Genomic DNA, 2,649 nt, shown 5'->3' on the forward strand with positions numbered 1-2,649 from the left:
GGCCCCGCCGCGGGTGGCCCCGGCCCGCCCCCGCGCGCCACCCCCCGCACCGCCCACCGACCCGGGGGCCCGGGGGGGCCCCCCCCCGGGCGGGGGCGCGCTGTCGTGACCGGCTCTATATCCTGCTGCGGTGCTGCTACCCCTGCCGGCCGGTGATTTCCGGGCCTATCTGTTCGACTGCGACGGGACCATCGCGGACTCCATGCCCGTGCACTACGTCGCCTGGCAACAGGCGCTCAAGGAGTGGGGCGCGGTGCTGCCCGAGGACCTCTTCTACGCCTGGGGCGGGCGACCCGTCGCCGAGATCATCGCCGACCTCAACGAGCAGCAGGGCCTGAGCATGCCGGTCGAGATCGTCGCCGCCCGCCGGGAGGTCCTCTTCCAGGAGCTGCTGCCGACCGTCAGCGCCGTTCCAGGGGTCCTGGAGCACATCGACGAGGCGCACCGGCGGATCCCGTTCGCGGTGGTGTCCGGCAGCACCCGCGAGTCCGTCACCGCCTCGCTCAGCGCCCTGGGCCTGCTGGAGAAGTTCGACGTGCTGGTCTGCGCCGGTGACTACCCACGGGCCAAGCCGGACCCGGGGGCGTTCCTGCTGGCCGCCGAGTTGCTGCGGGTGCCGCCCGGCGACTGCCTCGTCTTCGAGGACACCGACCTCGGCATCCAGGCGGCCACGGCGGCGGGCATGGCCGCCGTACGAGTGCCGCCGCCCTGGGAACGCTGAGCGTCAGGCCAGGACGGCCGGCCGCAGCACGTCCTCGCACCACTGCCGGAAGGTGGTCGGCGTGGTGGCCTGCGGCGTACGGGGCTCGGCGTTGTCCAGCCCGGCGTCCTTGGCCTGCCACATCTCCAGCGTGGCCTGCGCCATCGGCTCGGACATCCCGCGTCCGAGCAGGCCGGCCCGCAGGTCCTCGCCGGGGATCCGCTGGAACCGGATCGGGCGGGCCAGGACCTCGGACATGACGGCGGCCATGTCGTCGTACGACAGGTCCTCGGGTCCGAGCACCGGCACGCTGCCCGGGCCGCTCCAGGAGTCGTCGAGCAGCAGGTCGGTGGCCACCGCGGCGATGTCCCGGGTGGCGCAGGACGGAAACTTGCGGTCGCCGGCGATCGGTGCGACGAACACGCCGCGGTTCCTGAGGGCGTCGACCTGCCGCAGGATGTTGTCCATGAACGAGGGCATTGTCAGCGCGCGGTAGCTCACACCCGTACCCGCGATCAGGTCGTCCATCGCCAGCGACGCGGTGACCAGCCCGGCCTGCCCGGCCACCGCTGTGCCGCGGCCGAGGGCCGAGACGCCGACCACGCGGCTGACGCCCTGGCTGGTGAAGGCCTCGCACGCGGGCCGGGTGAAGTCCACATAGGCGGCGGTGACGCTGCCGGCCCGCGGGTCCGGCGGGACCAGCCAGAAGACCGCGTCGGCGCCGGCGAAGGCCTTGGCGACGATGTCGGCGTCGGCATGCGATCCGGGTACGACGTCCAGGCGGTCCCGGCTCTCCGGGGTCAGCCGGGACGGGTCCCGGGCGATGACGCGGACCGGGGCGCCCCGGTCGAGCAGGTTCCGCACGACCTGGCGGCCGATGTGGCCCGTGGGTGCTGTCACAACGATCATGAGAATCAGTCAACGCCGGACGCTCGCGGAGCTGAAGGACCGATCCGGTCGCCATTGATACTCTGCGGATATGAATGAGCTGGAGGTCCGGCAACTCCGGTACTTCGTGGCGGTGGCCGAGGAGCTGCACTTCGGGCGGGCGGCCGAGCGGCTGGGCATGGCCCAACCGCCTTTGTCCCGCGCCATCCGCGAGCTGGAACGCCAGCTCGACGTGCGGCTGCTGGAGCGGACGACGCGGCAGGTCGCCCTGACTGCGGCCGGGGAGGTGCTGCTCCGCGATGCCCGTACGGCGCTCGACGCGGTGACCGCGGCCGGCCGCCGAGCCCGGCACGCCGGCCGGGTGGTGCCGGGGCTGCGGCTCGCGTTCAAGGCCGACTACGACTCCGGTCTGCTGCCGCAGATCCTCGCCGCCTATCAGCGGGAGGCGGCCGCGCTTCCGGTGGAGCTCGTGCTGGGCGGTCCCTGGGAGCAGGCCCCAGCCGTACGCGACGGGCGGGCCGATGTGGCGCTGCTGCTCGCGCCGTACCTGGACCCGGACCTCGACGTCGAGCCACTGCTGACCGAGCCGCGCCTCGTCGCCCTGGCCGCCACCGATCCGCTGGCCGACCGGCCGTCGTTGTCCCTGGCCGAGCTCGCCGGCCGGAAACTCCCGGACGGGTCACCGGCCGACCGCGGCGGCTTCACGAGACCGCCGGCCGAGGTGAGCGGGGCGGGGCTGGACCTGGCGCAGATCTTCAACCTGGTCGAGCTGGGCAGCGTCGTGTGGTTCCCGCCGCGCTCGGTCGCCCGGCGCCATCCGCGACCCGGCCTGGTCTACCGCAGCGTCGACGACTTGCTGCCGGTCACACTGGCTGTCGCGTGGTTACCGGAGTCCCATTCGCCGGCCGTGGCGGCCTTCGTCCGCGCTGCCGTCGAGGTCGCGGCCACCGTCACCTGAGACAGAAGGCCGGCCCGTCGGAACGGGGCGGGCTTCTGAATGCGGTGGGGTGGGGGGGGCGGGCGGGGGGCCCGCGTGGGGCCGGGGGGGGGGGGGGGCGCGG

The 2,649-nt window shown here is 74.0% G+C and carries 3 protein-coding genes; 2 read left to right on the forward strand and 1 reads right to left on the reverse strand.

Annotation, left to right across the window (positions count from 1 at the left end):
- Positions 1-130: 130 nt before the first annotated feature.
- Positions 131-721, forward strand: a complete 591-nt coding sequence (locus AB0C29_RS42615; protein ID WP_360833247.1) for an HAD family phosphatase — start codon at positions 131-133, stop codon at positions 719-721.
- A gap of 3 nt (positions 722-724) precedes the next feature.
- Here the strand turns inward: AB0C29_RS42615 and AB0C29_RS42620 are convergent, their stop codons facing one another.
- Complete coding sequence (locus AB0C29_RS42620; protein WP_360833249.1) at positions 725-1,609, reverse strand: NAD(P)H-binding protein; 885 nt, start codon at positions 1,607-1,609, stop codon at positions 725-727.
- Between the two features lie 70 nt (positions 1,610-1,679).
- Between AB0C29_RS42620 and AB0C29_RS42625 the strand changes: the two genes are divergently transcribed.
- Positions 1,680-2,546 (forward strand): LysR family transcriptional regulator, encoded by an 867-nt coding sequence (locus tag AB0C29_RS42625; RefSeq protein ID WP_360833251.1) that lies wholly within the window; start codon positions 1,680-1,682, stop codon positions 2,544-2,546.
- Positions 2,547-2,649 lie beyond the last annotated feature (103 nt).

It is taken from the genome of Actinoplanes sp. NPDC048791 (assembly GCF_040650095.1).
In the GTDB taxonomy this organism is placed as follows: Bacteria; Actinomycetota; Actinomycetes; order Mycobacteriales; family Micromonosporaceae; genus Actinoplanes.